The sequence below is a fragment of the Sphingobium sp. B2D3C genome (genome assembly GCF_025961835.1).
Classification (GTDB): domain Bacteria; phylum Pseudomonadota; class Alphaproteobacteria; order Sphingomonadales; family Sphingomonadaceae; genus Sphingobium.
In genome coordinates this window covers 2,491,476-2,517,373 of the sequence record NZ_JAOQOK010000001.1, presented here as the reverse complement: position 1 = coordinate 2,517,373, position 25,898 = coordinate 2,491,476, and the positions used below count along the sequence as shown (strand labels likewise).

Below are 25,898 nucleotides of genomic sequence, written 5' to 3'. Positions count from 1 at the left end.
ACAGCTCCGACCTCGGCTCCTTCGGCAACCCCGCTACCTTGAACCCAAGGCCGGAAGCTTTGCGTCACGGCGTCACCACCGCTTTGCCATTATCGGGATCGGAGTGATCCTGCGCTTGAAATGTCAAGCTCCGGAAAAGGTTCATGGAAAAGAGTCTGAACTTAACTTTTATCATGCTTGGGAGAACGTGCCGATCGAGCGGGACCGTCCTGGCTCCCTTCGTCGCACCGGACTCGACAAGCCCGTCGAGGAATTCTATACCGCCCGATATGGAACAGACCGCCATCAGGGGTCGGCCCCGCGAATTTTGCTGCGAGCAGGCGCTTGCGGCCGCGTTGCGTGTGTTCTGGACAAAGGGTTATGAGGGCGCGTCGCTCAGCGAACTGACGGACGCGATGGGGATCACCCGCCCGAGTCTCTATGCCGCGTTCGGCAACAAGGAGGCCCTGTTCCGCCAGGCGCTCGATCTCTACGAGCGGGAAAAGCTGGCCTATATCGGTCCGGCGCTGGATATGCCCACCGCGCGCGGCGTGGCGCAGCATCTGCTCGATGGCGCACTCTCCACGATTGCCGGCAATGGCCAGCCCACCGGCTGCCTCAGCGTGATCAGCGTCACCGCCTGTGGCGCGGAAGCGCAATCGATCCGTGAGGAAGTGCTCAAGCGCGGCGAGACCGTGAAGCGGGCATTGGTGGCCCGGATGCAGCGCGCCATCGACGAGGGCGAGTTTGTCGGGCCCGCCGATGCGGAAGCGATCACGAAATATCTCATCGCCGTTTTGCAGGGCATGGCGGTTTTGGCCGGCTCCGGCACCACGCGCGAGGAGCTGGAGCGCGTTGCCGAGACCACCATGGGGATGTGGCCCAGCCGCTGAAGCGCCCTCGGACCCAAGACCGATTTTGCGCGCTGCAAAATAAAATATCGGTCGGTACAAAAAACCGGGTTGACGCCTGAATATCCGATTAATATACCAGTCAGTACAGAAGGCATGGGGGTGCGTGCGGCTTGGCCGGGCGCGTTCTGCTTGCCCGACTTGATTTGACAGCAATTTCATAGGTTCTGGTTTCGGGACGGACGCGCCGGTCGCGCACCGTCTTTCCCGGATCGGTCCCTGGCATCCGCGATGCGCGCGCCCGGCAGCACTGGCTGTCCGGGGCTGCCCCGTCGTGCCTGCCGGGGAAGCAGGAGGAGACACGGTGATGGCATATCTGGATCTGAGAGATGGCGGGGCACGGGCGATGGTCCCGGGTGTCACTGCATCGGAGGCTGCAAGCCTTCAGGTGCAGGATGGCCACCTCCTTCCGGTCGAGTGGACGATTGTCCGCCTTGCGCGGGAAGACGGGTTGTCTTCGCTGCGCGAGGAGAGCCGCCTGGGCCGCCTGCTGCGCCTCGTCTTCGGCTTCCGCCGGGCCATGCCGCTGGCGAGCGCGCGCCTCGAAGCGCTGCGGCGCATCGCGGTGCTGAGCTGGCACCATGGCTACAACATCGCCCCATCCGAGCTCGGTCGCTTTTACGAGGCCGGCTATACGACCCATCAATATGAGACGCTGCTCCGCCACATCGGGGCCTTGCGTCTGTCGATCAAGCGGAGGAACCGCGCATGAACATGCTCAAGAAACTCAGCCCGGCGGAAGCCACGCCCATCGAAGGTGGCACGACGCGGCGGCGCTCGCTGACCCGTGCCGCCTGGGTGGCGCTGCCGGTGCTCGCCATTGCCGGCGGTTACGCGCTGATGCGCCCGTCGCCCCCGGCGCAGGCCGCGATGGCGGCGCCCACCGTCACCGTCTCGGCGCCGCTCGCGCGCGAGATTATGCTGTGGGACGATTATGTCGGCCGGTTCGAGCCGAGCCGCGCGGTCGAGGTGCGTCCGCGCATTTCCGGCCAGATCACGGCCGTGCATTTCACGGACGGTCAGATGGTCCGCGCCGGCCAGCCGCTCTTCACCATTGATCCGCGCCCCTTCCAGGCCGCGCTGGCCGAGGCGCGCGCTGGTGTCGCGACGGCCCAGAGCGATCTGGCGCTGGCCCGCAGCGATCTTGAGCGCGCCGAACGGCTGGTGGCGGTAGAAGCCGTTTCCAAGAGCGAAGTCGACCGTCTTCGCGCCCGCGTCTCGGCGGCATCGGCTGCGCTGGCCGGTGCGCAGGCCCGTGCCCGCAGTCGCGCGCTGGACCTTGAGTTCACCACCGTGCGCGCGCCCATTGGCGGCCGCATCTCGGATCGGCGGATCGACCCCGGCAACCTCGCCTCATCGGGAGAGGGCGCATCCGGCACGTTGCTCACCACCATCAACGCGCTCGATCCGATCTACTTCACCTTCGAGGGGTCCGAAGCGCTGTTCCTCAAGACCAAGCGTGATGCCGATGCCGACGCCACGCCGGTCGAGATCAAGCTGCAGGACGAAAATGCCTATCGCTGGAAGGGCAAGCTCGACTTTACCGATAACGGCCTTGATCCGCGCTCGGGCACCATTCGCGCCCGCGCCGTGCTGCCAAATCCCGATCTGTTCCTGACGCCGGGCATGTTCGGCAACATGCGCCTCTCCACCGGCGCGCCGACCCGCGCGCTGCTGGTGCCGGACACCGCCGTGCAGACCGATCAGGCGCGCAAGACGCTGCTCGTCGTCGGCAAGGATGGCACCGTCGCCGCCAAGCCGATCGAGCTTGGGCCGGTCGTGGATGGCCTGCGCGTCGTGCGGGCCGGGCTCGATCCGGCCGATCAGGTGGTGATCGTCGGCACCCAGCTCGCCATGCCCGGCGGCAAGGTGCAGGTCCGCAAAGGCCGCATTGTGCCCGAGACGCAGCCCGCGACGCCTGCCGCCGCGACCGCGCTGATGTCCGGCCAGGCCACGTTTACGCGCTAGATCATGATCGGCTTCGCCTGAAGCCGATCATGATCCGGTCCCTTTTGCTTTCCGCATGTCCGAGCCGTCAGGTGAAGCCGCCTGACCCGGACATGCTCTGAGCGCTGCCCCGAGGAGAGCTCCTCATGCGTCTGTCCCGTTTCTTCATCGACCGGCCGATCTTCGCGGCGGTCATCGCCGTCATCATCACGATCATCGGCGCGATCAGCTATTTCTTCCTGCCCGTCTCGCAATATCCCGAGGTGGTGCCGCCGACGGTGACCGTTTCGGCCATGTATCCCGGCGCCTCTGCCGAGACTGTGGCGGAAACCGTTGCCAGCCCGATCGAGCAGGAGATCAACGGCGTCGAGAACATGCTCTATCTCTCGTCGCAATCGACGGGGGACGGACGCGTGGTCGTCACCGTCACGTTCAAGCAGGGCACGGACCTCGATGAGGCGCAGGTTCTGGTGCAGAACCGTGTCGCCATTGCCGAGCCGCGCCTGCCGCAGGAGGTGCAGCGCCTCGGCATCGTTACCAAGAAGACCTCGCCGGACTTCCTGCTGGTGGTGAACCTCATTTCGCCCGACGGCTCGCTCAATCGCGAGTATATTTCCAATTACGCACAGACCCGCATCAAGGACCGGCTGGCCCGCATCGAGGGCGTGGGCGACGTGCAGCTGTTCGGCTCGCGCGATCTCTCCATGCGCGTGTGGATCGATCCGCGCCGTGCGGCGGCGCTGGGTCTGACGGCCGGCGACATCGTTTCCGCGCTGCGCCAGCAGAATGTGCAAGTTGCGGCCGGCACGCTCGGCCAGCCCCCCTCGGGCGGATCGGCCTTCCAGCTCAATGTCGAGACGCAGGGTCGCTTCACCGATCCGCAGCAGTTCGCCAATGTCGTCATCCGCACCGACGATCAGGGCCGGCAGGTCCGCGTCTCCGATGTCGCCCGTGTCGAACTGGGCGCCGAGGATTACGGCACGTCGGCCTATCTCGGCGACAAGGACAGCGTCATCATCCCCGTCTTCCAGATGCCGGGATCGAATGCGCTGGCCGCCGCCGAGGCGATCAAGGCCGAGATGAACGTCCTGGCCAAGGACTTTCCGCAGGGCCTCGAATATCGCATCGTCTACAACCCCACCGAGTTCATCCAGAAGTCCATCGACGAGGTCGTGAAAACGCTGGTCGAGGCGGTGATCCTCGTCGTGCTCGTTATCATCGTCTTCCTGCAGAAATGGCGGGCGGCGCTGATCCCGGTGCTGGCGATCCCGGTCTCGCTCATCGGCACCTTTGCGGTGCTGGCGGGCATGGGCTATTCCATCAATAACCTCTCGCTGTTCGGCCTCGTGCTCGCCATCGGCATCGTCGTCGATGACGCCATCGTGGTGGTCGAGAATGTCGAGCGCAATCTGGAAAACGGGATGACCCCGCTCCAGGCGGCGCGCACCTCCATGGACGAGGTGGGGGGGGCGCTCATTGCCATCGTGCTGGTGCTGTGCGCCGTGTTCGTGCCGACCTTGTTCATCGGCGGCATGTCCGGCGCCTTCTACCAGCAGTTCGCGATCACCATCTCGGCCGCGACGATCATCTCGCTGGTCCTCTCGCTCACTTTGTCGCCCGCCTTCGCGGCGCTGCTGCTGCGGCACCGCCATGCCCTGCCGGAGGGCGCGCCGCGCTGGCGCCAGCTCACCGAGCGGGCAGGCGATGCGTTCAATCGCGGGTTCGACCGGTTCAGTGCCCGCTATGCGACCCTCACCGCGCGGCTGGTCCGCCAGCCCAAGAGGATCATGGCGGCTTATGTCGGGCTGATCGCGGTGACCGTCGCGGCGCTGGTCTACACGCCGTCGGGCTTCATCCCGGCGCAGGACCAGGGCTATTTCTTCACGATCATCCAGTTGCCGCCCGGCTCCTCCACCGCGCGCACCGATGCGGCGATGAAGAAGGTCGCCGAGCGGATGCTGCCCATTCCGGGCATCACCAACGCGGTCATGCTCTCGGGCTTCGACGGCGCCTCGGAGACGCGCAACGCCAGCTCGTCGGCGGCCTATTGGGTGCTCGATGATTTCGACGAGCGCGCCGCCAAGGGTCAGACCATCGACAAGCTGATGGAGGAAGCCCGCAAGGCGACCGCCGACATCAGTGAGGCGCGCCTGATGATCGTCAAGCCACCGCTCATTCGCGGCATCGGCTCGGCGGGCGGCTTCCGCCTGATGGTGCAGGATCGAGAGGGCGCCGGCTACAAGGCGCTCGAGCAGGCAGCCTACAGCGTGATCGGCCCGGCCAATCAGACGCCCGGACTCTCGTTCGTCTACACCTTCTTCGACACCGCGACGCCGCGCATCTTCGCGGATATCGACCGCGAGAAGGCGCAGATGCTGGGCGTGCCGCCGGAGCGGGTGTTCGAGACGCTGCAGATCTATCTGGGCTCGGCCTTCGTCAATGACTTCAACCTGCTTGGCCGCACCTATCGGGTGACCGCGCAGGCGGACGAAGCCTTCCGGCGGACCACGGCGGATATCGCCAGCTTGCAGACGCGCTCGGACTATAACCAGATGGTGCCAATCGGCTCGATCGCCACCTTCCGGGATACGACCGGCCCGTATCGGGTGCAGCGCTACAATCTGGCGCCCGCTGTCGCCATCGATGGCGATACCGCGCCCGGCGCATCCTCGGGTCAGGCGCTGGATGCCATGGAGCAACTCGCCAATGCCAATCTGCCGCGTGGCTTCAGCCATGAGTGGACCGGCATCGCCTATCAGCAGAAGACGGCTGGCAATACTGCAGGCCTCGTCTTCGGCCTCGCCGTGCTGCTCGTCTTCCTAGTGCTGGCGGCGCAATATGAGAGCCTTGTCATGCCGCTCGCGATCATTCTGATCGTGCCGATGTCGGTGCTGGCGGCTCTGGTGGGCGTCAACCTGCGCGGCATGGACAATAACGTGCTCACGCAGATCGGCATGATCGTGCTTGTGGCGCTGGCTGCCAAGAATGCGATCCTCATCGTCGAGTTCGCCCGGCAGGGCGAGCAGAACGGCATGAGCACGCTGGATGCCGCCGTCCACGCTGCCGGGCAGCGCCTGCGGCCGATCCTGATGACCAGCTTTGCGTTCATTCTGGGTGCGGTGCCGCTGGTGCTGGCCACCGGAGCAGGCGCGGAACTGCGGCAGGCTCTGGGCACAGCGGTGTTCTTCGGAATGGCCGGCGTCACCATCTTCGGCCTCATCTTCACGCCCACTTTCTACGTCGTGAGCCGCGCGCTCGGCGACCGGATCGCACGCCTGCGCGGGCGGTCCGGTGGCGATGCCGTGCCGGCCCCCGCCGAGTGAGTGAGGAGGACCCTATCATGACTGCTCATCGCATCTTCGCACCTCTTGTTTCCGCGCTGGCGCTTTCAGCGTGCGCGGTGGGGCCGGACTACGTCGCCCCCACGCCCCCCTCGGCGTCCTCCGGCCCCTTTCTTTCCGCCGCGGCCCCGGCCTTTGCGCCGGCCCCGGTCCAGCCGGACTGGTGGCGGCTCTACAATGACCCCGTGCTGGACGGGCTGGTCACCGACGCGCTCGCCGCCAATACGGATGTGCGCATCGCGCTCGCTCGGCTGGAGAAGGCCCGCGCCGGACTGCGCGGTGCCCGGGCGGATCGGCTGCCGCGCACCGATCTTTCGGCCAGCGGCGATTATGGCCGCCTGCCCGCGAGCCAGCGCGCGCCGGGAGCGCCGCGTGAGGATTGGGCGCTCGATGCCGGACTGTCGGTCTCCTATGAGGTCGATCTGTTCGGGCGTGTGAGCCGGGGCGTGGAAGCCGCGCGCGGCGATGCCGATGCAGCCGCGGCCGATGCCGACGCCGTGCGCGTCGCCGTCGTCGCCGATACCACGCGGGCTTATGCCGATGCCGCCTCGGGCGCGGCGCAACTGGCCGTCAATCGCGAGATCGTGGGCCTGCTCGACCGGTTGCTGGACTTGACCGGCAAGCGGCGCGAGGCGGGTCTGGCGACCACGCTCGATGTCTCGCGGATCGCCGCCTTGCGCGACCAGCGCGCCGCCGACATTCCGCTCATCGAGGCGCAGCGTCAGGCCGCGCTCTTCCGTCTCGCTACGCTCACCGGCCGGACCCCGGACGCCTTGCCGGAGATTGCCGGCCAGCGCAGCATCGGGCTGGAAATCCGGCAGGCCATTCCGGTCGGCGATGGGGCCACCTTGCTTGCCCGCCGCCCGGATGTGCGCGCTGCCGAGCGCCGTCTCGCTGCCGAAACCGCGCGCATCGGCGTCGCCACGGCGGACCTTTATCCGCGCATCAGCCTGGGCGGTTCGGGCGGGTCGACCGGCAATGACATCGGTGCGATGTTCGGCGGTGGCCCACTGCGCTGGCTGCTGGGTGGCCTTATCAGCTGGTCCTTCCCCAATCAGGAGGCCGCCCGCGCGCGCATTGCCGGCGCACGGGCGGACAGCGATGCCGCGCTTGCCGCCTTCGACGGCGCGGTGCTCAACGCGCTGGAGGAGACCGAGACGGCGCTCTCGACCTACGGCCACGCGCTGGAGCGCCGCCAACGCCTGCAGGCGGCCCGCGATTCCGCCGGCGCCGCCGCGCGCATCACCCGTGCCCAGCAGCGCGAGGGCGCCATCGACTCCCTCCAGCTGCTCGACACCGAGCGCACCTTTGCAGAGGCAGAAGCCGCGCTCGCCGCGCAGGATGCCGAGGTCGCGCGCGCGCAGATCGATGTGTTCCGGGCGCTGGGTGGGAGCTGGGCGAGCTGAGCGAGGCTCAATGGTCCCCGGACTTGCGAAGAGTCGCGCGACCGACGCTGAAATGCTAATGACATCTTAACATCCGCACCATAGCCCATGCGGCTGAGAAGCTGTTGTGAGTCAGCAATGGACGAAAGTCAGGTTTCCAGTGAGCGGATCGAAGCAATCGAACGCGCATTGTCGCGGCCTGTTGGCCAGATCGCTCTGGAGCCGTCCCTCGAAACCGCCTATCTCGACCGCACTGACCTGAAAAGGCGCACAACCATTGCCAGCTGGCACATCGGGGCGCTGATTGCCAATCTGGCGTGCCTGCCTCTGGATTATATCGTCGGTCAGCTGCAGCTGGGGCTGGCATTGCGGTTGGGCATCACGACTCCGGTCTATCTGCTGGCCATGGTGATCATGATCCGGGGCCCGAAGCGGTTGCAGAACGCCGCCATCATCCTGCCCATGGTGATCTTTGTCGCGACCGTGACCTATCTCGGGCTTCAGGTGGGGCAACCGCATAGCGACCGCTATTTGATGGCCGCGGCACTGCTGCTGATCTTTAAAAATCTCGCAATCCCTACCTCGGTGCGGCAGGCGCTGGCGACCACGACGCTGTCGATCCTCTCCATGTTCGGTCTGGCCTTTCTACTGCGCGGGCCGAACATCGAATCCCTTACCCTCTGCGGATTCATTACCCTCGCGTCGTTCCTGCCGCTCGTTATGCGCTGTCAGGCAGAGCGCTCTGCGCGAAATGCGTTTCTCATCGAACTGAGGGACGAACTCAAATCCGCCCAGCTTGTTGCCTTGACCAAGGCGTTGGCGGAGCTTGCCGAGACTGACCCGCTGACCGGCATGCGCAACCGGCGGAGTCTTTCGGAGACGCTGAACGGCAAATGGGCGGCGGCAAGCGCGGACAACGCCTGGTTCGGTATCCTCATGATCGATATCGACCGCTTCAAGCTGTTTAATGATACCGCAGGGCATGATGCCGGCGACCGCTGCCTGGAGCGGGTGGCCTTGGCGTTGCAGAGCGAGGTTCACCGGCAGGGACATTATATCGCGCGCTTCGGCGGCGAAGAGTTCACCGCGATCACTTATGGCCTTGCGCCCGAACCGGCCCTCGCCTTTGCCGAGACGCTCCGGCGCGCGGTGCTCGATCTCGCCATTCCACATCCCGGCTGCGAGGATGTCGCGCCGGTCACGGTCAGCATTGGTGTGGCGGTGTTGCAGCCTTCGGCTCAGGACTCCGTGGAGGATGTCATCGGCGCGGCGGACGGCGCACTGTACAAGGCCAAGGCAAACGGACGGAACCGCGTTGTCGGCTCGGCGGGCATGTCCGGCTACATTGCGCGCACGCTCATGAAAGACGCTGGCTAGGGTCTGGCAGGAGAGGAGCGGGGCCGGCCACAGCGAGTGAACCAGCCCCATCTCTCAATCAGAAGTCGTAACGAACCCGCACGCCATATTCGCGCGGAGCGCCGTAGAACTCGTTATTGCCGAACTGGCCGGAGACATAGGTCTCGTCGGTCAGGTTGGTGCCATAGGCTTCGACCAGCAGATTACCCTTCTGCACGCCGAGCCGGGCACCGAGCAGACCCCGTGATGGCAGCCGGTCGCTAACGGGGGAGTAAAGGATATAGGTCCATTGCGGGCCGACATAGGCGTAGCTGACGCTTGGCGTGATCTTCACGTCGCCCACCCACAGGTCGTAGCGCGCACCCAGATTATAGGTCCATTTGGGCGAGTAGAGATTGGTGCCGCCGCCGGTGTTTCGCAGAAACGGCGTATAGTTGATACAGGTCGGAAGGTTGGTAGCCTGGTTCGCCGGGCATTGCTGGACCGGTGTGACCCCCGGGAAGGCGAGGGCAAGGGCGCGCGTATCGACGAACGTGGCATCGCCCAAAGAAGAGTCGACGAAAGCCACGCCGGCATCGAATGTAAAGCCAGAGACGCGCGCCTGAATTTGCGCCTCTACGCCTTTCACCGTTGCGCCGGTAAGATTGGTCACCCCCGTCTGACCCGTTGACGTATCCAGCGCGTCGAACTGGAAGTCGTTATAGTCATAATAGAAGGCGCCGAGCTGGGTGCGAACCGCGCCGCCCAGCATCGTCGCTTTCCAGCCGATTTCATAATCGATCACCGTTTCCGGATCGAACTCGGAGACCAGCGAGTTAGAACCGCCCGGCTTGTAACCACGCGCGACGAAGGCATAGAACAGGTTGTTCTCGTCCGGCGTCCAATTGAGCGAGACCTTGCCGGTCATCCGCCCGTCCTTATGATCGCCGCTCAGATCCGCCACCTGCAAGCCGTTTGGCGGGAAGGTGGGGATGCCCAGACCGATCGAGACGCTGCCGCCGCCGGTCACCGAGAAGTGCGAGTAGCGGGCGCCCACGTCCAGCGCGAGTTGCGGCGTGATCTTGTACGTCACCTGGCCGAAGACGCCGGTGGTGGTCTTGTCATTGTCGATCAGAATGTCCGTCGGGAAGCCGTCCGAGCGGTTCTCGATGATCACGTCGATCCGGTTGCGCTGATAATAGCCGCCGACGATCCAGGAAAGATCCTGATCGGTCGGCGAGATGATGTTGAACTCCTGCGTCCACACCCGCTCGCGCACGAACTGCTGCTGCGTCGCAACCGGGAAGGCGGCAGTGTAGCGCGCGGCATTGGTCGCATCGCTGTCGTAGAGGTTGAAGATGCGCTTGTTCTGGTAGCCGCTGAGCGAGCGCAAGGTGATGCCCGATCCCAGCTCGTAGCGCAGTTCCAGTGAGGCCTGGATTGCCTTCTCGTCATTCTGCGTCGGCGTATCATAGTCGATCAGGCGCGGGTCGCTGGTCCGATAGGCCGCATAGGCGGTGCCGGTAATGGGGCGGTAGGCATAGCCGCCAGTTTCCTTGTCCGCGGCTTCCAGCTTGAACAGCGCCTGGAAGCTCTCGGTCGGCTTCCACAGCGCACCGAAGCGGCCGGATAGCTCATCGAGCCGACCGGCCGAGCTGCCGGCGGAGCCGATGTCGGTGTAGAAGGAATCGCGCGTGCGCCATTTGCCGGCGCCGCGAATGGCCAGCGTGCGCGAGAGCGGCAGGTTGAGCACCGCTTCCACGCTGCGGGCGTCATAATTGCCGATCGAGCCCTCGATGGCGCCTTCCACGCCCGCAAGATTGGGGTTGCGGGTGTTGATGAAGATCGCGCCGCCGGTCGAATTGGAGCCGACGAACGTGCCCTGCGGCCCGCGCAGCACTTCCACCGTGGCAATGTCGTAGAAGCTGGAGGTGGTGACGATGGGCGGCTGGAAGATGCCGTCCACATAGGTCGCCACGCCGTTTGCCACTGCGGGCGATCCGCTGGCGAGGCCGATGCCGCGAATGTTGACGTTCTGCGTCAGCCCGGCGTCGGTAACGGAGAGCGAGGGCACCACGGTCTGTAGCTCGTCCACCCGGGTGACGCCCTTCTCCACCAGGCCCTGGCCTGAGAGCGCGGTAGCGGCGACGGCAACCTTCTGGAGATTTTCCTCGCGCCGTTGCGCGGTGACGATGATCTCTTCCAGACCCTCGCCTTGCTGCGGGTTTTGCTGCGCCAGTGCTGGTGCCATCGCAACGATGCATGTCGTTGACGAAAGCAACGTCAGCAGTGCGCGGACGGCATAAACCTGTCGATTGGCTTTCATATCCTCCCTCTCCCTTGTCTGTTTCCCCGGCCTCCTTTGGCTATTGTGCCTTCAGGTGCGCGCGAGGCTTCTCATTTTCATTTTCAGTCCGCCGACTGCGCCTCTGCCTCATCCATTTTTGGCGGCTTCCATGAGCCTGGCAGAGGATCGCGACGTGCTGTGCCATTGGTCTATGAGGTTTCGTTTGTTTCGGCGACTCCTTTCATTTATATGAAAAAGAAAATAGTCTGCCTGTGGCGCGCGGTCCACAGTTACCGCTGAGCGAGAATGGGGAGAGGCGTGCAATGGAAATCATCATCGCGGCCACACCCCGACAGTTCCCGGACAGAGTCATTCTGCACGAAATTTGTAATCGATTGCTGATTCGCTGTCACGCGTTTACTGTGAGGGCGCCTTGTGGAGAGGAGCGGAAGACCGTCATGACCATGCATCGCCTTATGTTTGCGCCGCTTGCGGCCATCCTCGCGCTTCTTCCTCACCAGCTCCGGGCGGCCGAAGTCCCGCCGTCCGGCACGACCTCAACGCTACCCGCCGCGACCATCGCGGACGCCACCGCCCGATGCGCCGCGCTCGGGGCAAGGATGGCGGGTCATTGGCCGGATGCCTCCACCCGGCTGCTCAGCGCGACCTTCAATCCCGCCGGCCCCGCGCCGGTGCCGCCCGGCCCTCCCGGCATGACGCCCCCGTCAGTCGAGCTACCGCCTCATTGCGCCATCGTCGGCGCGATGCGTGCCCATACCGGCGTCGATGGTCAGGCCTATGCGATCAGGTTCCATCTGCGTCTGCCGGTGGCATGGAACGGGCGGTTCTTCTTTTCGGGCGGGGGCGGCACCAATGGCGAACTGGGCGACGCTATTGGTCGGCTGACCGCCGCAGCGCCGGCCCTGGTCCAGGGCTATGCCGTGCTTTCGCAGGATAGCGGGCACGATAATGCGACCAATAGCGATCCCGCCCGCGGCGGCGCGAGCGCTTTCGGTTTCGATCCGCAGGCGCGCGCCGATTATGGCGGCACCTCGCTGCCGGTCGTCACCCATGCGGCGAAGGCGGCGATCCGCCAGTTCTACGGCAGCAATCCCCGCCAGAGCTATTTCGTCGGCTGCTCCAAGGGCGGGCAGGAAGGCATGATGCTCGCCCAGCGCTACCCGGATCTGTTCGACGGGATTGTCGCCGCCGCGCCCGGCTTCTCGCTGCCCAAGGCCGCGATCGCCGAGGCGTGGAACACGCAGGCCTTCGCCTCCGTCGTGCAGGCATCGGGCAAGCCGGTCACGCTCGCCAATCTGCGCGCGAGTTTCAGCATGGGCGATCTTGCGCTGGTCGCGCAGGCCGTGCGCACCGCCTGCGACGCGCTTGACGGCACGACCGATGGCCTGATCGGCGCGGTCGGCCAGTGCACCTCTGCCAGAGTGCTGCCGCAGTTGCACGCCAGCCTGTGCAAGGGCGACAAGGCCGAGGGCTGCCTCTCCCAGCCACAGCTCGATGCGCTGGTGCGCATTCACGAGGGCGCGCGGGACAGCAAGGGCGCGCAAATCTATCCCGGCTTCCCGTGGGATGCCGGCTGGGCGGACATGGGCTGGCGCATCTGGATGCTGGGCACGCCCGATGGCAGCGTGCCGCCGATCAATGTCGCCATGGGCCTGCCTTCGCTTGCGGCCGTCTTCATGACGCCGCCCGCTCTGGCCGGCGCCACGCCTGACGAATTGCTGGCTTGGGCCATGCGCCTCGACATGGATCGCGCCCGCGCCGGCGTCGAGGCGGTGGTGCCGCCGTTCACGCGCTCGGCCTGGCAGGATATCGGCGCGCGCTCGAACGACCTCGATGCGTTTCGCGCGCGGGGCGGCAAGCTCATCGTGCCGCATGGCATGTCGGACCCGGTCTTCTCGGTGAACGACACGCTGGCTTGGTGGGGCGAGGTCGATGCCCGGTACAAGGGCGCCGCGCGCGAGTTCGTGCGCGTCTTCCCAGTGCCCGGCATGGGCCATTGCGCCGGCGGCCCGGCGACGGATCAATATGATGCGTTCGGTGCCCTCGTCGCGTGGGTGGAGCAGGGCAAGCGGCCCGATCAGTTGAGCGCAACCGCCGGGCCGATGTCCGGCCTCAACGGCATCCAGCGCCCTATCTGCGCGGCGCCCGCCATCGCCCGGCGGGCGGGCGACACATCGGATCAGTCTGCGGCGCAGATCAGCTGCACGCAGCCCTGAGCACCGACGGCCGCGCCATCTCCCCCGTCCGGGCGCGGCCGTCGTTGCAAGGATAGGCGCGACGTCCGTCTGCCAGACCGTCGCGGCGCGCACCTGCCATGTCGGATGAGGGGCAGCGCCTCCCATCCCGCGTCCGTCGGCATTTTGAGGAAATGGCCCGCGGTCGTGTGGACAATTTTCATTTGTGACGAAACTCCGCTTAGGAGCGGCAAGGATCGCTCGGTCTGCGTCGAAATGCGGTCCTTACCGTTTTCCCCGTTCGTGCTGAGTAGCGCCGCAGGCGAGTATCGAAGGCCCGTATCGAAGCATTGCAGCGCACGGCTGGTCCTTCGATACGCCGCTTCGACAAGCTCAGCAGCTACTCAGGACGAACGGAGGGAATGCCGGCAATGGCGTCGCGCCTGATCAGTCCGCATTCAACACCATGGTCGGACCACAGCCATTGCCGCTTTGGAGAGGTGACGAAGGATGGATGAGCGGCCAGTTTGGCGTGGGGAGCGGACATCCCGATTGTGGTCTTCTGGCTTGAACCGCAGATGAGAGCGGCGGTAGCATCACGATATGACCATCGCTTCGTTTAAGCATCATCTTCAAACAGCGATGCCTTTTGGCTGTCTGCCTAGCGTCCTTCTCTTTGTTGGGATGGGATTCGCTGTGTTTGTTGGCAACATCATGGGCGATTGTGAAGCTGGATCGGGTTGCCACGATAACGATGGCTTTCACATCCTGAACGGGGTCATGTGGACGCTAGTCATCGCGATGTCGATTGGAGTAGGGACCTGGCTGGCGTCGGCGGTTTTGAAAATGGCTTTGCGACCTTTGATTGGCTCGGTCGCGACCAATCTTCTTCTAGTAATTATGTCGCTGCTTGTCGTGTCGCTTTGCTTCAATCCGGCAATGGACTTCGTCCTCAAAACCACAACCCTCGCCGGTAATCTGTAAGGCGCCTTCAGGACATTCCAGCGCTACGAGAATGTCCGCAAAGTCGTCGTACCGGGAATGGCAGCTGACCAATCGAAATATCGGACAACGGCCACCCAGCGCAGCAACTGACCTTTCCCTCGCCGCCTAGGCTGATCGTTCAGCCCCGGCCACACTTGGGCTCGCAATCGCAAGGCCGCTGCCCAGCACGAGCGCGTCCTCGACAAAGCCGGTCGCGGTCTGTCCATAACGCCGCATCGCCGCGCAGCGCACGCGCCAGCCGATGTAGGATGAGGCCAGCGCCGTCCCGACCGCGACGGCCGCGCCCAGCCCACGGCGGCCGCGTGGCGCCAGGGCGGCGCCGGCATAGGCCGCTGTCACGCTGCGCACGGCGAGGCCGATCGGCACGATCCGGTCGGGCGCGCTCTTCATCTTGTCGCCGGCCATCTCCGCCGCCGCCAGCGACGCCGTGCCCGCCGCGATCAGCGGATTGCGCAACAGGCCCTGCAAAGGCAGCACCACCGGAATATCCCCCTTGCGCGTGCCCGTCGCCACTGCCGCCAAGGGCGTCATGCCACGCTGCCCGGCCACCAGGCCGATGAGGAAGGATCGGATCATGTCGCGTTCTCCGTAGATGGGTTCGTCTGGAGAACCGACGCGATGCGTGGATCGTTCCGGGGCGTGAGTATTCTTGGGCGGCGTTGCGCGAGGGGCGCCGTCGCCGTCCTATTTCTGCAGCGGCGGCACGCGCATTTCCAGCATGGCGCGGGTCTTGCGACTGATGCCCCACAGGATGCCCGGCCGGTTCTCGTCCCAATCGATCGCCTGGCCTTCCGCCTCCATGGGCACGGTGGCGATATGGTCCAGCGTGGCGCCACCCTTGGGTAATTGCGTCACGTAGAGCTCGGGATTGTCATGGCCGGAGAGCCACAGCCGTCCATCAGGGCCGAACCCGCCGCCAGAGATGCTCATCGGCGCGATCCGCTCGAGGATCGTGTCGGGCAGCGCCCAGCTTTGCGTGCGGCGCCAGTCCGTATCGAACTGGACGAGGGTGGTGTGGCGGTGGTCGCGCGGTGCCTCGCCGCCCTTGCCGTCATAATTGGCGAACAGCCCCCACCAGTGCCCGTCATGCCAGTCGACCCAGGTCAGCGAGCCTGTACCAAGACCGAGCGAGACTGTGCGCTTGTGGGCGAGGGTGACGGGATCGAAGATCTCGACCGAACTGGCCTGTGGCACGGCGGGGAAGTTGGAGGCCGCGCACACCAGCTCGGCCTTGATGAGCGCGCAGCTGTTGATGTGCGGGTAGCGCGCCGGCTCGCCGGTCCAGATCGCGCGCCGCGCGCCGGTCTTGCGATCGTAGCGGGCGATGGTCCAGTTGGCGACGGCATAGACATCGTTCGGGCCGACCGCCACGCCCTGCCGCGCTTCCTCGGCAGGGATGCGGCGCAGCGTTTCGGCCGGCTGGCCCTGGGGCGGGGCGGCAGCGGGTGTCCCCGCCGCCGCCGCCGCCGCGGCGGCACTGGCCGCCAGAGCGAGAAGCAGGCCCATCAAAAATTCGCCGCCACGCCGAACCAGAAGGTTCGGCCATATTCGGCGGATTCCTGCAGGTAGGTGCGCCCGGGCCCGACCAGCTCGCGCCGGCCCTGATTGTTGAGGTTCTGCCCCTCGGCATACAGCGTGATATTGGAGGTGACGCGATAGCTGATATTGGCATCCAGCGTGCCGCGGCTCTTCCAATATTGGTCGGCATTGGGGATGGTGTCGTTGATCGTCTCCAGGAAGCCGCCGATATAGTTGTAAGACAGGCGCCCCTCGAACTTGCCTTTCTGGTAGTAGACCGAGGCGTTCCACACCGTGTCCGGCTGGAGGTACAGCCCGGTGACGCGCGGCCCGGCGGTCGTGAGGAAGGTGAAACGCGTATCGAGGAAGGTCGCGTTGGCGCTCACGCCCAGCCCGTCGAACGGATCGGGCAGGAAGGTCAGCGCCTGCTGCAGGTTCAGCTCGAGGCCCTTGATGGTGGCCGTTTCGGCATTGCGCGGTTCGGAGACGAGTACGCTCTCCGGCCCCCGGCCGACATCGATCGTCTCCACATTGGAGAGGGTGAAGATCTCGTTCCTGATCTTCTTGTGGAACAGCGCTGCAGAGATGACGCCATCCTTGGGATAGAACTCGAAGGATAGATCGAAGCCCCTGCTCTCTCGCGGCTTGAGGCCCGGATTGCCACGAGACAGCGTTGGCTGGCTGCCATCGAAACTGAGCGTCTCGCTCGCCGCGATGGAGGAATAATCCGGCCGGCCGATGGTGTTGGTATAGGCGCCGCGCACCACAACGCGGTCGGTCACATCCCAGCGGATGTGCGCGCTGGGCAGCCAGTTGCCATAGCTGCCGTCCGTCGTGATCTGAGTGAGCGTGCTGCCGAGCGTGCGATAGGCATCCGAGGAGACTTCCGTGCGCTCATAGCGCAGGCCGCCGAGCAGCGTGACATTGCCCATCCGGGTGCTGCCCTGCACATAGCCGGCGTAGACATCCTCGTTGACCTTATAGTCGCCCGCCTTCGAGGCGACGGTGGTGGTGAAGCGGCTCTGATTGGCCTGGTAGAAGGCCGGAAACGCGGCCGCATCGATGCGGATCGGAATGTAGAACTTGTCGCGGATCGCTTCACTCGGCCCGGCGGTCACCACCTTGTCGAGCGTGTAGGTGAAGCCGCTGGCGGCCTTATAGTCGGTCCGCTCGACTTCGTTCTTGCGGCTGGTCAGGCGCAGCACTGCGCCGGTCTTGAGCTTGATGCCGCCATCGATGCTGTCATCGCCATAAGTGAAGTTCAGGCGGAACTGGCCGCTCTTCTCCAGCGACTTCTCCAGATTGCTACGCTGCTGCTGCAGGTAGAAGTTCTGCGGGTTCACCGCGGCGGCGGCGTTGGCCGGCATGAACACGGGGTAGAAGTCCGACGTGTCATAGCTGAAGGCATAGCGGGTCGCGTCGGCATCGCGGGTGCGGAACTCGATGCTCTCATTGGGCACGCGCATCCGCCCGAGCGAGAACACCGCGTCGCCGTCCAGCTTCCATTGCTCGCCGCCATCCCAGGCGAAGGCGGTGCGGCCGAGCGCGACGAGGCGCCGCGTAATCGGCTGGTTGAGCTGCACGATGATCCGCCCGCGCGCGAACTGGCCGCTCGTCTGCGTCTGGTTCGCGACATTGCCGATCGGCTCCATGCGATATTCGATGCGTTCCTCATCGTCCTCGGTGCGGGCGACGACGCCGGAGAGTTCCCAGCGGAACGTGTCGGACGGGCGCCATTCCAGCTTCACATTGCCGCCGGTGCGCTGCTTGGTGTTGTTGTACCAGAAGAGGCGGTGCTGGGTCGGCACCTGGATGCCGTTGCCGGTCGCCGCGCCGCTGTCCACCGGGGCGCCGGCGGCGGTATATTCGCGCACTGAGGGGCTGGCGACCTCGATCTGCGGAATGTCGTAATCGAGCTGCTCCTGGCTCGCGCCGATCACGATGCCCCATTCGTCGTCCGCGCCGAAGGTGGTGCCGGCGGCAAAGGCCAACCGGTAGGAGGGCTTGCTGTTTCGCACCTCGCCATGCTGCTCATAAATGCCATAAGAGGCGATGCCGTTGAAGAACGGCCGGCCGGCATCGAAGGCGCTGCGGGTGGTGATATTGATGATGCCGCCGACGGCATTGGCGTCATTCTCCGGCGTCACCGTCTTGATGACCTCGATCCGCCCCGCCATCACGGAGGGCACGATGTCCAGCGGCACCGTGCGCCCGCCCGAATCCACGCCCGCCACCAGCGCGCCGTCCACCGTCGTGCGGTTGTAGGTGGATTGCAGGCCACGCAGCACCGGGAAGCGCGGTTCGCCCTGATCCTCTTGGACGGAAAGGCCCGGAATGCGCCGCAGCGCCGCCGCCGTATTATGGTCCGGCAGCTTGCCGATATCGTCGGCGGAGATCGCATCCATCACCGCAAACGCCTCGCGCTTCTCCGCCGTCGCCTCATATTGCGCGCGGCGCTGGCCGGTGACGACGATGGTGTCACCGTCCGCACCGGCCTCGCTCTCGGCCTCCGGAACGGGCGCGGATTGTGCGAGGGCAGGCGTGGCAAGCAGAATGGCCGAGCACAGCAAAGCGGCCCGGAAAGTCGGGTAAAGCGGTTTCATTGTGGTGAGTCCCCAAAAGCAGGTTTTGTTCTGGGGGCGGCAGATAGGGAGGCGTTGCGTCAGGGAGGTGACGGAACGGCGTCACGCACATGAAGGGAGGATGACGGATTGGTGACGGGGTGAGTTCCCGTCAGGTCAGTGCGCAGGGACAGGCCGTCACTTATAAAATCCGTCGCGCAGATTTACCCAATGCTCCAGCCACATGCGCATGGCGCAGAGCATGCCGGTCCAGCCTTCGCAATTGCCGTAGGACGCTTTGAGGCCCGCCGCATTGTCGCGCCAGCCTTCCTCGCTGATCTGCACATGGGTTCGTCCGTCGTCCAGCGCGGCGAAGGTCATTGTCACGGTGGTGAGCGCGCGGCCCTGCGCGTCCGGCGTCACGGCGTCGTCCGCGCCGGCCCAGCGCAACACGATGCAGGCATTCTGCTCCACCTCGATCACCTCGACGGGGAAGGCGCCGGGAAAGTCATGAAAGTCCCAGGTCACCGTTGCACCGGGTTCCAGTCGCCCCTGTGCCCCGCCCGTGGTGAAGAATTGGGAGAGGTGGGCCGGGTTCACCACGGCCTCAAACACCTCATGCACCGGCTTGGCGATCCGCCCGCCGACCGTGAACTTCAGTTCCATGCTCTATCCTCTCGCAAAGGAAGCACCACCGACTCTTGATCGGGCGACTCATATGTTATAAAAACATAACATGTCAACGCAGACTGAAATCGCAAGGCCCGATACGGACAATGAGGATGCCGCCGACGCGCTGTTCAAGGCGCTCGGTCACCGCGCCCGCCGCCGGATGCTCGATGCGCTCAAGGGCGGCCCTCAGACCACCGGGATGCTGTGCGCGCTCCTGCCGGAGCTGGATCGCTGCACGGTCATGCAGCATCTGGGCGTGCTGGAAAGCGCCGGGCTGGTGATCGCCGAGAAGCGTGGGCGCGAGCGGTGGAATCACCTCGACGCACTGCCCATCCACGCGATCCACGAGCGCTGGATCGGCCCTTATGCGGCATATGCGGCGTCGATGCTTGCTCGGCTGCGCTGAATCGACGACGCTGTAAGGAATGCCCGCCAGCAGGTGACAAACCTCCGCGCTCCCCTTATGAAAGCCGCCATGCCTCGTCTGCGCTTCACAGCCGCGACCACGCCCACCACCCGGACTAGCACCGGGGTCGTCGGCACGCGCCTCATCGATTGAAGCGCGCAGGACCGAAGGCCCCATCCCAGCAGCGGATCGGGGCGGTCATGCGCATCCGGCCCGTTCCGCCTCTTCCCAAGTCTATCGCACTTGCCTAAGCGGCAAGCCGCACAGCAGGAACCAGACCGATGACGCAACAGGTGACAATCACGCTCCCCGATGGCTCGCAGCGCGAGGTTGCGCGCGGCACCACGCCGGCGGACATCGCCGCCGCGATCGGCCCCGGCCTCGCCAAGGCGGCGCTGGCCGCGCGGGTGGATGGCGAGCTGGTCGACATCACCCGCCCGCTGGACGCCGATGCGCAGCTGGCGCTGGTGACGGCCAGGGACGAGGCGGACGCGTTGGAGCTGGTCCGCCACGATTATGCGCATATCCTCGCCGAGGCGGTGCAGGCGCTGTTCCCGGGCACGCAGATCACCTTCGGCCCCTCCACGGACGATGGCTTCTATTATGACGTCGCGGCGCCGGCGGATCGCGGGCCGTTCACCGAGGAAGACCTGCCCGCCATCGAAGCGAAGATGCGCGAGATCATCGCTGCCGACAAGCCGCTGCGCCGCGAGGTCTGGACGCGCGAGCAGCTCATCGCGCGCTGGACGGGGCAGGGCGAGCGCTTCAAGGCCGAATGGGCGGCCGAACTGCCCGGCGACGACGATCTGACCGTCTACTGGTCCGGCAGCGATTGGCTGGACATGTGCCGCGGGCCGCATCTTGCCTCCACCGGCAAGGTCGATCCGCAGGCCTTCAAGCTGACGCGCGTCTCCGGCGCTTACTGGCGCGGCGACCAGAAGAACGCGATGCTCAGCCGCATCTACGGCACCGGCTGGCTCAACAAGAAGCAGCTCGATGCGCATCTGCTGCGGCTGGAGGAAGCGGCCAAGCGCGATCATCGCAAGATCGGGCAGGAGATGGACCTGTTCCACCTCCAGCAGGAAGCGCATGGCAGCGTATTCTGGCATCCGCAGGGCTTCGTCATCTGGCGCCAGCTTGAGGCCTATATGCGCCGCGCCATCGATGACGCGGGCTACCACGAAGTGAAGACCCCGCAGGTGATGGACGCGCGCCAGTGGGAGCAGTCTGGCCACTGGGGCAAGTATCGCGAGAATATGTTCGTCATCCCGGACGAGGTGCCGAATGTCGAGGACGAAGGCCCGCTCGTGTCGAATGATGCGCAGTGGATGGCGCTCAAGCCGATGAACTGCCCGGCGCATGTCCTCATCTTCCGCCAGGGCATTAAGAGCTATCGCGATCTGCCGTTGCGTATCTACGAGAATGGCTGCTGCCACCGCAACGAGCCGCATGGCGCGCTGCACGGCCTGATGCGCGTGCGCCAGTTCACGCAGGACGATGCGCACATTTTCTGCCGCGAGGACCAGATCGTCGATGAAGTCCGCGCCTTCTGCGCGCTGGCCGACCGCATCTACAAGGACTTCGGCTTTACCTATTCGATCAAGCTCGCGCTGCGCCCGGAAAAGCGCTTCGGCTCGGACGAGATGTGGGATCTGGCGGAGACGGAATTGCGCAACGCCGTCATCGCCGCTGGCCTTGCGACGGACGAGTATGGCTGGGAAGAGCTTCCCGGCGAAGGCGCTTTCTACGCGCCCAAGCTGGAATGGCACCTGACCGATGCCATCGGCCGCACATGGCAGGTCGGCACCATCCAGTCCGACCGGGTGCTGCCCGAGCGGTTGGATGCGAGCTATGTCGGCGAGGATGGCGCCCGCCACCGGCCGGTGATGCTCCACCGCGCGATCTTCGGCAGCTATGAGCGCTTCATTGGCATCCTCATCGAGCATTATGCCGGCAAATTCCCGCTGTGGCTGGCGCCGGTGCAGGCGGTGGTCGCGACCATCGTCTCGGATGCGGACGGCTATGCGACCGAGGTGGTCGAGAAGCTGCGCGCCGCAGGCATCCGCGCCGAGACCGATCTGCGCAACGAGAAGATCAACTACAAGGTGCGCGAGCACAGCCTCGGGCGCGTGCCCAACCTGCTGGTCGTCGGCCGTCGCGAGGCCGAAGAGGGTACCGTCGCCCTGCGCCGCCTCGGCAGCGACGAGCATCAGAAGGTGCTGAGCGTGGATGAAGTCATCGCGCAACTGGTAGCGGAAGCCACGCCGCCGGATTTGGCCTGAGCTTAGCCCCTCCCCTGAAGAGGAGGAGCTAGATGATGAGAAGCCGATGAGCATCCACATCCGCAAGGCGACTCCGGCCGATCTGCCGCGCGCGCTGGCGATCTGGCGGGCGGCGGTCGATGCGACGCATGGCTTTCTCACGCCGGAGGACCGGGTTGAGATCGACCGGATGGTTGAACACGAGCATCTTCCCTCGGTCGACCTGTGGGTCGCGACGGATGCGGCCGGCACCGTCCAGGCCTTTCTCGGCATGGGGAAGGACGAGATCGATTCGCTGTTCGTCGATCCCGCCGTGCATGGTCAGGGTTTTGGCAGCGCTCTTGTCGCGCACGCTCTCGCGCTGGTGCCCGGCGCAAAGGTGGATGCCAGCGAGCAGGCGCCTCAGGCCATCGCGTTTTACGAAGCGCGCGGCTTCGTGCGCACGGGGCGCTCAGAGACCGATCCGGCAGGGCGGCCCTATCCGCTCATTCATTTCCGCCATCCGGGCTGAGGGATGCCGCAAGGCCGGGCTCGTTCATCATCGGCCTCGCTGATGATGGCCCTTGCCGTGAGCGGCTTGCGATCCTAAATGCACGGTGCACGCAACTGTGGCCTTCGCGCCGCAGTTCGCCTCGTGTCGCGCTACGGCCTCTTTCCGTTCTCATGGAAAACCGGTAAGGTGCGCATCTCGCATATGTGAATTGGCAACAGGAGAAACTGCTATACGTCCCCCGATGATGCGCCGCCCGATGGCGCCACAGCCCGCGAACGGCCCCCGCTACAATGAATTCATCAGTGTGCCCAAGGTGCGCGTCATTGATGAAGAGGGCGAAAATCTGGGCGTGATGTTCACGCGCGAGGCGATCGAGCAGGCAGCGGACGTCGGGCTGGACCTGGTAGAGGTCTCTCCCAATGCAGATCCGCCGGTCTGCAAGTTCCTGGACATCGGCAAGTATAAGTACGAGGCCCAGAAAAAGGCGAATATCGCCCGCAAGACCCAGAAGACGCAAGAGATCAAGGAGATCAAGATGCGTCCGAACATCGACGATCATGACTATGATACGAAGATGAAGAAGGTCGTCGATTTCATCGGTGAGGGCGACAAGGTCAAGGTCACGCTGCGCTTCCGCGGCCGTGAAATGGCGCACCAGCAGCTCGGCATGCAGCTGCTCCAGCGCGTCGCCGAGAACACGGCCGAGATCGCCAAGGTCGAATCCTATCCGCGCCTCGAAGGCCGGCAGATGCTCATGGTGCTCGCACCCAAGGGCTGAGATTTTCGGTCAGGGGGCGGTGCCTGCGCCGCCCTCTGCCATTGCTATGGCTTTCCCCGTCAGTGCATCACGGCCTTTGTGCCCTGTTGACCCGCGCGCTGGCTGCGCTCACATGGGCGCGCCATGATCCAAGCCCCGTCACTCAAGCTCTTCAACAGTCTTACGCGCCAGCTCGAGCCGTTCGATCCCGTTCACCCCGGCGAGGCGCGGGTCTATAGCTGTGGGCCGACGGTCTATAATTATCCGCACATCGGCAACATGCGCGCTTATGTGTTCGCGGATACGCTCGGGCGGACGCTGAGTTTTAAGGGCTACAAGCTCACCCACGTCATCAACATCACCGATGTCGGCCACCTGACCGACGATGGCGATGCCGGCGAGGACAAGATGGAGAAGATGGCCGCGCAGCAGGCGCAATCCATCTGGGACATCGCGAAGCATTATACGCAGGCCTATTGGGCCGACGTGGATGCGCTCAACATCCGCCACCCGGCGCACTGGTCGATCGCCACCGATTTCGTGCCGCAGATGATCGAGTTCGCCAAGAGCATTGCGGACCAGCACTGCTATGAGCTGCCGACCGGCCTCTATTTCGATACCAGCACGGTGGCCGATTATGGCCGATTGGCAGGCCACGATGTCGAATTGTTAAATGAATTAAGCCGGTTGACGGAGCGCCTTCGGACGATTCCTTCCAATTTGCAGGAACCACTGCATATCAAGACTTATCTGAGTGCAGAGATCGAAGCTTTCATCGGTGTTGTGCAGCGGATGAAAAGGAATTCTCCCGCGAAGAAATTGCACTCGGAAGTTCTGGCGATTTTTGGCACCATGCCTTCACCAGCATCCGATGATTTTTTGAACGCCTTTGAGAAGGTGATCGGAGAATTCAAAGACTTCCAGCAGCGGGTAAAAAATGAAGGCCGCATCGATCCGGTCGAGGGCAAGCGCCACGCCGCCGATTTCGCGATCTGGCGTAGAACGCCGCCGGGCGAGACGCGGCAGATGGAATGGGACTCGCCCTGGGGCAAGGGCGCGCCGGGCTGGCATCTGGAATGCTCAGTGATGAGCCGCGCGCTGCTGGGGCTGCCGTTCGACATCCACACCGGTGGCATCGATCATCGCGAGATCCATCACCCCAATGAGATCGCCCAGAATCAGGCGATCCAGGGCTATGACGCCGCTCACGGCCATCTCGATTGCGCGGCCCATTCCGGCGCGCGGCTGTGGATGCACAATAATTTCCTCATCGACCGCACCGGAAAGATGAGCAAATCATCGGGCGAGTTCCTGCGGCTGCAATTGCTCATCGACCGGGGCTATCATCCGCTCGCCTACCGCATGATGTGCCTGCAGGCGCATTATCGCTCAGAGCTGGAGTTCAGCTGGGACAATCTCGGCGCGGCGCTGACCCGGCTCAAGCGCATGCTGATGAGCGCGGCACCCCTGCGCGATGTGGCGGCGGCTGGTGCGGTGGCGCATCCCAAGCTGACGGCCTTGCTGGAGCGCTTCGATGCGGCGATCAGCGATGATCTCAACACGCCGGTCGCGCTCACCGTGCTGGACGAGGCGCTGGCGATAAAGAAGGTGCCGGCCGAGGAGAAGCGCGCGCTGGTCGAGGCGATGGAGAGCGTGCTCGGCCTCGGGCTGTTCGCACTGGAGCGGGAAGCACTGCGCCTGCGCCCGAAGACCGCCGCCATCGATGAAGGCGCGATCGCGGCGCTGATGGACCGGCGCAAGGCTGCGCGGGCCGAAAAGGACTTCGCGGCCTCGGATGCGCTGCGCGACGAACTGCTCGCCGCCGGCGTCGAGGTCATGGACGGCGATCCGCTCGGCTGGGAATGGAGGCTCGATCATGGCGCATAAGCCGCTCATCGTTCTGCCGGAAGCGCAGCGGGAGAGGCTGGAAGCCATGCTGGGCGCCGAGATCGCCGGGCGCGTGACGTTGCGCGGCTTCTCCACGGTCGAAGAGGCAATGGCTCTGGCGCCGGAGGCGGAGATCGGCTGGTTCGACGAATTCGCCGGCAATGTCTACGCCAAGGGTCCGCGCGCGGCGGTGAACGCCAAGTGGATCCACACGGTCATCGTAGGCTTCGATGCGTTCCCGATCGAGGACATGCGCGCGCGCGGCCAGATCTTCACCAATGGCGCTGGCCTGATGCCGGACGTGATTGCCGATTATGCCGTCATGGGCGCGCTGGTGCTCGCCAAGCGACTAGATGAGGTCGTGCGCGCCCATGACCGGCAGAACTGGCTGGCGCGACCGCCAGGGAATTTCGAGTTGCTGGGCGCGCGGGCGCTGGTGATCGGCTATGGCGCCATCGGCCGGGAGATCGGCACCCGCCTGCGTGCCTTCGGCGTTCAGGTGACCGGCGTGCGCCGCTCGGCAGACAGCGCCAATGCGGTGATCGGTCCGGATGACTGGCGCCCGCGCCTCGCGGAGTTCGATTTCGTCATCATCGCCGCGCCCAACACCAGCGAGACGCGGGCGATGATCGGCGCTGAGGAACTGGCAGCCATGAAGCCGGGTGCGCGCCTCATCAACATCGCGCGCGGCGATCTGATCGATCAGCCGGCGCTCATCGCCGCGCTGGAATCCGGGCATCTGGGCAGCGCGTTTCTCGATGTCGCGACGCCCGAGCCCCTGCCGCCCGAACACCCGCTGTGGCGCGCGCCGAATGTGCTCGTCACCATGCATCTGGCGGGGCCGAGCCAGACCAGCGCCTTCCAGCGCGGCGCCGAGCGGTTCGCGCGGAACATCCGCCACTATCTGGCCGGCGAGCCCTTGGAGCATGTCGCCGACCTCAATCGGGATTATTAGGCG

At 65.0% G+C, this 25,898-nt stretch carries 19 protein-coding genes and 1 riboswitch; of the genes, 14 read left to right on the top strand and 5 right to left on the bottom strand.

Annotated elements, in window-relative coordinates:
* Positions 1-20: 20 nt before the first annotated feature.
* Positions 21-98: riboswitch (cyclic di-GMP riboswitch) on the bottom strand.
* A gap of 171 nt (positions 99-269) precedes the next feature.
* The 6 genes from M2339_RS11725 (at position 270) to M2339_RS11700 (ending at position 8,940) form a co-directional block, all read left to right on the top strand.
* Positions 270-872 carry a TetR/AcrR family transcriptional regulator gene (locus M2339_RS11725; RefSeq protein ID WP_264574370.1) on the top strand — a complete coding sequence of 201 codons (603 nt, stop codon included), beginning with the start codon at positions 270-272 and terminating at the stop codon, positions 870-872.
* Positions 873-1,197: 325 nt separating this feature from the next.
* Complete coding sequence (locus tag M2339_RS11720; protein WP_181558624.1) at positions 1,198-1,602, top strand: hypothetical protein; 405 nt, start codon at positions 1,198-1,200, stop codon at positions 1,600-1,602.
* Entirely contained in the window at positions 1,599-2,858 is a 1,260-nt protein-coding gene (locus M2339_RS11715; RefSeq protein WP_413714829.1) for an efflux RND transporter periplasmic adaptor subunit, read from the top strand. The genes M2339_RS11720 and M2339_RS11715 overlap by 4 nt, the downstream gene beginning before the upstream one ends.
* Before the next feature lie 125 nt (positions 2,859-2,983).
* Positions 2,984-6,160 carry an efflux RND transporter permease subunit gene (locus tag M2339_RS11710; protein WP_264586505.1) on the top strand — a complete coding sequence of 1,059 codons (3,177 nt, stop codon included), beginning with the start codon at positions 2,984-2,986 and terminating at the stop codon, positions 6,158-6,160.
* Positions 6,161-6,177: 17 nt separating this feature from the next.
* The gene (locus M2339_RS11705; RefSeq protein WP_264586506.1) at positions 6,178-7,584 is read left to right on the top strand and encodes an efflux transporter outer membrane subunit; all 1,407 of its coding nucleotides are present in this window, start codon (positions 6,178-6,180) and stop codon (positions 7,582-7,584) included.
* 117 nt (positions 7,585-7,701) lie between these two features.
* Positions 7,702-8,940 carry a GGDEF domain-containing protein gene (locus tag M2339_RS11700; RefSeq protein ID WP_264586507.1) on the top strand — a complete coding sequence of 413 codons (1,239 nt, stop codon included), beginning with the start codon at positions 7,702-7,704 and terminating at the stop codon, positions 8,938-8,940.
* Between the two features lie 58 nt (positions 8,941-8,998).
* Here M2339_RS11700 and M2339_RS11695 read toward each other — a convergent pair whose 3' ends face one another.
* The gene (locus M2339_RS11695) at positions 8,999-11,149 is read right to left on the bottom strand and encodes a TonB-dependent receptor (RefSeq protein ID WP_264586508.1); all 2,151 of its coding nucleotides are present in this window, start codon (positions 11,147-11,149) and stop codon (positions 8,999-9,001) included.
* Positions 11,150-11,643: 494 nt separating this feature from the next.
* On the opposite strand from M2339_RS11695, the gene M2339_RS11690 reads away from it, so the two are divergent.
* Together M2339_RS11690 and M2339_RS11685 are read left to right on the top strand one after the other, a co-directional pair.
* Complete coding sequence (locus tag M2339_RS11690; protein ID WP_264606353.1) at positions 11,644-13,422, top strand: tannase/feruloyl esterase family alpha/beta hydrolase; 1,779 nt, start codon at positions 11,644-11,646, stop codon at positions 13,420-13,422.
* Between the two features lie 561 nt (positions 13,423-13,983).
* The gene (locus tag M2339_RS11685; RefSeq protein ID WP_264586510.1) at positions 13,984-14,364 is read left to right on the top strand and encodes a hypothetical protein; all 381 of its coding nucleotides are present in this window, start codon (positions 13,984-13,986) and stop codon (positions 14,362-14,364) included.
* A gap of 126 nt (positions 14,365-14,490) precedes the next feature.
* Here the strand turns inward: M2339_RS11685 and M2339_RS11680 are convergent, their stop codons facing one another.
* The 4 genes from M2339_RS11680 to M2339_RS11665 form a co-directional block, all read right to left on the bottom strand.
* Complete coding sequence (locus M2339_RS11680) at positions 14,491-14,961, bottom strand: DUF4126 domain-containing protein (protein ID WP_264606352.1); 471 nt, start codon at positions 14,959-14,961, stop codon at positions 14,491-14,493.
* A gap of 108 nt (positions 14,962-15,069) precedes the next feature.
* Positions 15,070-15,891 carry a hypothetical protein gene (locus M2339_RS11675; protein WP_264586512.1) on the bottom strand — a complete coding sequence of 274 codons (822 nt, stop codon included), beginning with the start codon at positions 15,889-15,891 and terminating at the stop codon, positions 15,070-15,072.
* Positions 15,891-18,506, bottom strand: a complete 2,616-nt coding sequence (locus M2339_RS11670) for a TonB-dependent receptor (protein ID WP_264586513.1) — start codon at positions 18,504-18,506, stop codon at positions 15,891-15,893. The genes M2339_RS11675 and M2339_RS11670 overlap by 1 nt, the downstream gene beginning before the upstream one ends.
* Before the next feature lie 156 nt (positions 18,507-18,662).
* A complete protein-coding gene (locus M2339_RS11665; RefSeq protein ID WP_264586514.1) occupies positions 18,663-19,130 on the bottom strand; it encodes an SRPBCC family protein in 468 nt (155 codons plus the stop codon).
* 70 nt (positions 19,131-19,200) lie between these two features.
* Here M2339_RS11665 and M2339_RS11660 point away from each other — a divergent pair, with 70 nt between their 5' ends.
* The 6 genes from M2339_RS11660 to M2339_RS11635 all read left to right on the top strand — a co-directional run bounded on the left by M2339_RS11660 (position 19,201) and on the right by M2339_RS11635 (position 25,895).
* Complete coding sequence (locus M2339_RS11660; protein ID WP_181558633.1) at positions 19,201-19,542, top strand: ArsR/SmtB family transcription factor; 342 nt, start codon at positions 19,201-19,203, stop codon at positions 19,540-19,542.
* A gap of 281 nt (positions 19,543-19,823) precedes the next feature.
* Positions 19,824-21,824, top strand: a complete 2,001-nt coding sequence (thrS, locus tag M2339_RS11655) for a threonine--tRNA ligase (protein WP_264586515.1) — start codon at positions 19,824-19,826, stop codon at positions 21,822-21,824.
* Positions 21,825-21,870: 46 nt separating this feature from the next.
* Positions 21,871-22,314 carry an acetyltransferase gene (locus M2339_RS11650; protein ID WP_264586516.1) on the top strand — a complete coding sequence of 148 codons (444 nt, stop codon included), beginning with the start codon at positions 21,871-21,873 and terminating at the stop codon, positions 22,312-22,314.
* A 223-nt stretch (positions 22,315-22,537) separates the two neighbouring features.
* A complete protein-coding gene (gene infC / locus M2339_RS11645; RefSeq protein ID WP_181558636.1) occupies positions 22,538-23,074 on the top strand; it encodes a translation initiation factor IF-3 in 537 nt (178 codons plus the stop codon).
* Between the two features lie 123 nt (positions 23,075-23,197).
* Positions 23,198-24,940, top strand: coding sequence for a cysteine--tRNA ligase (locus M2339_RS11640; RefSeq protein ID WP_264586517.1), 1,743 nt, complete (start codon positions 23,198-23,200; stop codon positions 24,938-24,940).
* The gene (locus tag M2339_RS11635; RefSeq protein ID WP_264586518.1) at positions 24,930-25,895 is read left to right on the top strand and encodes a D-2-hydroxyacid dehydrogenase; all 966 of its coding nucleotides are present in this window, start codon (positions 24,930-24,932) and stop codon (positions 25,893-25,895) included. Before M2339_RS11640 ends, M2339_RS11635 begins: the two co-directional genes overlap by 11 nt.
* Positions 25,896-25,898 lie beyond the last annotated feature (3 nt).

Bases quoted from the DNA above. Each gene is read 5' to 3' on its own strand.
- M2339_RS11725 (WP_264574370.1), top strand. From the start codon at position 270: ATGGAACAGACCGCCATCAGGGGTCGGCCCCGCGAATTTTGCTGCGAG.
- M2339_RS11720 (WP_181558624.1), top strand. From the start codon at position 1,198: ATGGCATATCTGGATCTGAGAGATGGCGGGGCACGGGCGATGGTCCCG.
- M2339_RS11715 (WP_413714829.1), top strand. From the start codon at position 1,599: ATGAACATGCTCAAGAAACTCAGCCCGGCGGAAGCCACGCCCATCGAA.
- M2339_RS11710 (WP_264586505.1), top strand. From the start codon at position 2,984: ATGCGTCTGTCCCGTTTCTTCATCGACCGGCCGATCTTCGCGGCGGTC.
- M2339_RS11705 (WP_264586506.1), top strand. From the start codon at position 6,178: ATGACTGCTCATCGCATCTTCGCACCTCTTGTTTCCGCGCTGGCGCTT.
- M2339_RS11700 (WP_264586507.1), top strand. From the start codon at position 7,702: ATGGACGAAAGTCAGGTTTCCAGTGAGCGGATCGAAGCAATCGAACGC.
- M2339_RS11695 (WP_264586508.1), bottom strand. From the start codon at position 11,149: ATGGCACCAGCACTGGCGCAGCAAAACCCGCAGCAAGGCGAGGGTCTG.
- M2339_RS11690 (WP_264606353.1), top strand. From the start codon at position 11,644: ATGACCATGCATCGCCTTATGTTTGCGCCGCTTGCGGCCATCCTCGCG.
- M2339_RS11685 (WP_264586510.1), top strand. From the start codon at position 13,984: ATGACCATCGCTTCGTTTAAGCATCATCTTCAAACAGCGATGCCTTTT.
- M2339_RS11680 (WP_264606352.1), bottom strand. From the start codon at position 14,961: ATGATCCGATCCTTCCTCATCGGCCTGGTGGCCGGGCAGCGTGGCATG.
- M2339_RS11675 (WP_264586512.1), bottom strand. From the start codon at position 15,891: ATGGGCCTGCTTCTCGCTCTGGCGGCCAGTGCCGCCGCGGCGGCGGCG.
- M2339_RS11670 (WP_264586513.1), bottom strand. From the start codon at position 18,506: ATGAAACCGCTTTACCCGACTTTCCGGGCCGCTTTGCTGTGCTCGGCC.
- M2339_RS11665 (WP_264586514.1), bottom strand. From the start codon at position 19,130: ATGGAACTGAAGTTCACGGTCGGCGGGCGGATCGCCAAGCCGGTGCAT.
- M2339_RS11660 (WP_181558633.1), top strand. From the start codon at position 19,201: ATGTCAACGCAGACTGAAATCGCAAGGCCCGATACGGACAATGAGGAT.
- thrS (WP_264586515.1), top strand. From the start codon at position 19,824: ATGACGCAACAGGTGACAATCACGCTCCCCGATGGCTCGCAGCGCGAG.
- M2339_RS11650 (WP_264586516.1), top strand. From the start codon at position 21,871: ATGAGCATCCACATCCGCAAGGCGACTCCGGCCGATCTGCCGCGCGCG.
- infC (WP_181558636.1), top strand. From the start codon at position 22,538: ATGATGCGCCGCCCGATGGCGCCACAGCCCGCGAACGGCCCCCGCTAC.
- M2339_RS11640 (WP_264586517.1), top strand. From the start codon at position 23,198: ATGATCCAAGCCCCGTCACTCAAGCTCTTCAACAGTCTTACGCGCCAG.
- M2339_RS11635 (WP_264586518.1), top strand. From the start codon at position 24,930: ATGGCGCATAAGCCGCTCATCGTTCTGCCGGAAGCGCAGCGGGAGAGG.